The following is a 3,296-nucleotide window of genomic DNA, read 5'->3' as shown; positions in this document are numbered from 1 at the left end:
GACCCGCAGGCGCTCCTCGGCCGCGCCGCCGAGGAGCGCCTGCGGGTCGGCGACCAGACGCTCGGCAGGCCCGTCGAGGTCGAGCGACCAGAGGCCGCCCGCGCGGTCGGTGCCGGAGGGGGAGCGCAGGAAGAGGACGTGATGCCCGTCCGGCGACACGGTGAAAGCACGCGGGGCGCCGAGGGTGAAGCGCTGGGTCCGCGCGTACTGACGCGGGAAGGCGAGCGGCTGCGGCGAGTTCGTCGGCATGCCACCGAACCCTAGGGGAGGTCCGGCGGATCATGCCGCGGTCGCGCCGGTCTGGTGCGCACATCTGCAGCGTTGTCGTCGGTCACCAACGCTCCGCGTTGCTTCCCTCCTCCGCCTTGCAGCTGCGCTCGGCATCCGGAGGATGAATCAAGAGCCGAGACGGAGGGGGTACCTCCCTGCTCCTTAAGAGCTTGGGGGAGAAGCGCAGTGCACCAGACCACCGCTCAGCAGAGCTGAAGGGGGCGACGCCTCCCGCAGTCGGCCTGATCCGCCGGACCTCCCCTAGCCGCCATGCGCCCCCCATGCTGCTGTGCACGGATCAATGCGCTGCCACGGATAGTTATGATCCGTAGCGCTGGGTGGGTATGCAGCTACCGGCTGCAGTTGTGCTGCCCTTATTCGACGCGTGGGAGGTGAACCGCCGCATGGCACTCTCGATCTCGGCGGTGGTGCTGCTGGCGATCATCGTCTTCCTGATGGTCAAGAAGTCCGGACTGAAAGGTGGTCATGCGGTGGTCTGCGTGCTTCTGGGCTTCTATCTGGCGAGCTCCTCCATCGCGCCCACCATTCACACACTGACGACCAACGTGGCGGGGATGATCGGCGGCATCAAGTTCTGAGGCGCGGATCGGGGGGCGCGGGCTCGTAGGCTGTCCCGTATGACGGACCTTCCTGCCCGTCGTCTGCTTCTGGTGCACGCGCACCCCGACGACGAGTCGATCAACAACGGCGCCACCATGGCCAAGTACGCCTCCGAAGGCGCGCTGGTCACCCTGGTGACCTGCACCCTCGGTGAGGAGGGCGAGGTCATTCCGGCCGAACTCGCCCATCTGGCCCCGGACCAGGAGGACTGCCTGGGGCCGCACCGTATCGGCGAACTGGCCGCCGCGATGAAGGAGCTGGGGGTCGCCGACCACCGCTTCCTGGGCGGCCCCGCCCGGTTCCGCGACTCCGGGATGATGGGCGTCGGGCAGAACCACCGTGACGGCGCGTTCTGGAACACGGATTTGGACGAGGCGGCTCCGTATCTCGTCGAGGTCATCCGTTCGGTGCGCCCGCAGGTGATGGTGGCGTACGACCCCGACGGCGGCTACGGCCACCCCGATCACATCCAGGCGCACCAGGTCGCGATGCGCGCCGCCGATCTGGCGGCCGAGCCCGCCTTCCGGCGGGACCTGGGGGAGCCGTACACGATCCCCAAGATCTACTGGAACCGGGTGCCGCGGTCGGTCGCGGAGGAGGGCTTCGCGCGGCTGCGGGAGACCGGCACGGACTTCCCGGGGATCGCGGACGTCGGTGATGTGCCGGGCGTGGTGGACGACGAGCTGATCACGGCGGAGATCGACGGGGAGCCGTACCGGGAGCAGAAGACGGCCGCGATGCGCGCGCACGCCACCCAGATCGCGGTGGACGGGCCTTTCTTCGCGCTCTCCAACAACCTGGGGCAGCCGCTCTTCGTACGGGAGTACTACCAGTTGGTGCGGGGGGACTCCGGGGCGCCCGACGGCGAGCGCGAGACGGATCTCTTCGCGGGTGTCGACGGCCTCGTGGATGGCGCCGGTACCGACGTGGGAGAGGGCGCGCACTCGTGAGTACGAACCGTACGAACCGTACGAACCAGAGGCCGGGCGGCGCCGGTCTCGCCGCCCCGCTGAACTTCGGCCGGATCGCCGCCTACTGCGGACTGCTGGTCCTCGGCGCACTGACCGGCGTCGCCGGAGCGCTGGTCCAACCCGCGTGGTTTCCCGGCGGATTGATCCTGTCGCTCGCCGCCGCGGCCGCGGTCTTCTACGGCGGCCGGATCGCCATGGGCAGGGCGCTCGGCGTGGGGGTACCGGCGGCGGGCTGGCTGATCGCCGTCATGTTCCTCACCGCGACCCGTCCCGAGGGCGACTTCGTCTTCGGCGCGGGCACCGGTTCGTATCTCTTCCTGCTCGGAGGGATGATCGTCGCTGTGATCTGTGCCACCCTCTCCAAGCTGCCGCAGCCGCCCGGAGGTTCTGCCCGACCTGGGAAGTGATGTGGTGCTTCGCCCGCCGGATCGGGGCCGTGCCGACGGTAGTCGGAGCGGTTCATTCCCATGGGGGGCGGGTGCCATCCTGCGGCGGCCAGTATGGTGGTGCGCGCCGCCGAGCCTCCCGCACCAGTAAGAACGGGCGGCGGAGCCAACCGGGAGAACTTGCCTTGAGTCGTGAAACTGACAGTTCGTCCACCGGCCCCCAGGGGCGTGGCGGAGCCGCGTACCCCTCGGGTACGCCGCCGTACGGAACCCGCCAGTCTCCTGAAGACGCCGCGGCTCCGGCCCCTTCGCCCGCGCCGCTGCCGGACGAGCCGAAGACCGAGACCACGCTGACGACGCGTATCCGGATCAACATCCCCGGATCGCGCCCGATCCCGCCGGTCGTGATGCGTACGCCCATGAGCGATGTGGACGGCGGCGGCGGCGAGCGTACGGGCAGCACGCCCCGGCCCGAGGCCGTGGACGAGCCCGCGCCCGCGCCTGCCCCCGAGCCTCCCGCGCCCGCCGCGGGGAAGCCGCCGACCAGCGACTGGTTCGCCCCGCGCAGGACCGGCTCCGCGCCGCCTGCCGCCGGCTCCGGTGCGCCTGACGGACCCGGCGCGCCCGCAGGTCCCGACGCTTCCGGCACGGGCGGCGGCCAGCAGCGGCCCGACCTCCCCTACTTCTCCGACAACTCGGGCCGGGGCGCGTCCGGTCCTGCTCCGGGCGCCGGCGGCGCACCGGGGCCAGGGTTCGGCGCGGGTCTCGGAGCGGGTCCCTCGGGCCCGACCACCGGTCCGGCCACGGGCTCGACGCCGACGATGAAGCCCACCGTCGTACGTCCCGACCTGCCGAGCCGCACCGGCGCGGGAGCACCTCCGCGGGTTCGCCCCGCGCAGGACCGGCTCCGCGCCGCCTGCCGCCGGCCCCGGTGCGCCGCCGGCGCCCGGAGCAGGACCGGACGCGCCCCGGCCCGAGTTGTCGGAGCAGTAGGGGAGGTCGGGCCGCTGCTGGCCGCCGCCCGTGCCGGAAGCGTCGGGACCTGCGG

At 71.8% G+C, this 3,296-nt stretch carries 3 protein-coding genes and 2 pseudogenes; 4 read left to right on the top strand and 1 reads right to left on the bottom strand.

Translation table 11 applies throughout. From position 1 onward, the window contains the following. A pseudogene (locus J0695_RS28515) lies at nt 1-249 on the bottom strand (S9 family peptidase); the annotation flags it as partial. A 425-nt stretch (nt 250-674) separates the two neighbouring features. On the opposite strand from J0695_RS28515, the gene J0695_RS28510 reads away from it, so the two are divergent. The 4 genes and pseudogenes from J0695_RS28510 to J0695_RS28495 form a co-directional block, all read left to right on the top strand. Beyond that, the gene (locus J0695_RS28510; protein WP_206966751.1) at nt 675-869 is read left to right on the top strand and encodes a hypothetical protein; all 195 of its coding nucleotides are present in this window, start codon (nt 675-677) and stop codon (nt 867-869) included. A gap of 39 nt (nt 870-908) precedes the next feature. Beyond that, nucleotides 909-1,841 (top strand): N-acetyl-1-D-myo-inositol-2-amino-2-deoxy-alpha-D-glucopyranoside deacetylase, encoded by a 933-nt coding sequence (gene mshB, locus J0695_RS28505; RefSeq protein WP_206966749.1) that lies wholly within the window; start codon nt 909-911, stop codon nt 1,839-1,841. Beyond that, the gene (locus tag J0695_RS28500; RefSeq protein WP_307798794.1) at nt 1,838-2,269 is read left to right on the top strand and encodes a DUF6113 family protein; all 432 of its coding nucleotides are present in this window, start codon (nt 1,838-1,840) and stop codon (nt 2,267-2,269) included. The genes mshB and J0695_RS28500 overlap by 4 nt, the downstream gene beginning before the upstream one ends. Nucleotides 2,270-2,433: 164 nt before the next feature. Continuing rightward, a pseudogene (locus J0695_RS28495) lies at nt 2,434-3,296 on the top strand (hypothetical protein); the annotation flags it as partial.

This window comes from Streptomyces beijiangensis, from assembly GCF_017315755.1.
Taxonomy (GTDB): Bacteria; Actinomycetota; Actinomycetes; order Streptomycetales; family Streptomycetaceae; genus Streptomyces; species Streptomyces beijiangensis.
Note: the sequence above shows the minus strand (reverse complement) of the source record. Positions and strands in the feature narration are given on the sequence as shown.

Excerpts from the sequence above, each read along its gene's own strand:
- J0695_RS28510 (WP_206966751.1), top strand. The coding sequence starts at position 675 with ATGGCACTCTCGATCTCGGCGGTGGTGCTGCTGGCGATCATCGTCTTC.
- mshB (WP_206966749.1), top strand. The coding sequence starts at position 909 with ATGACGGACCTTCCTGCCCGTCGTCTGCTTCTGGTGCACGCGCACCCC.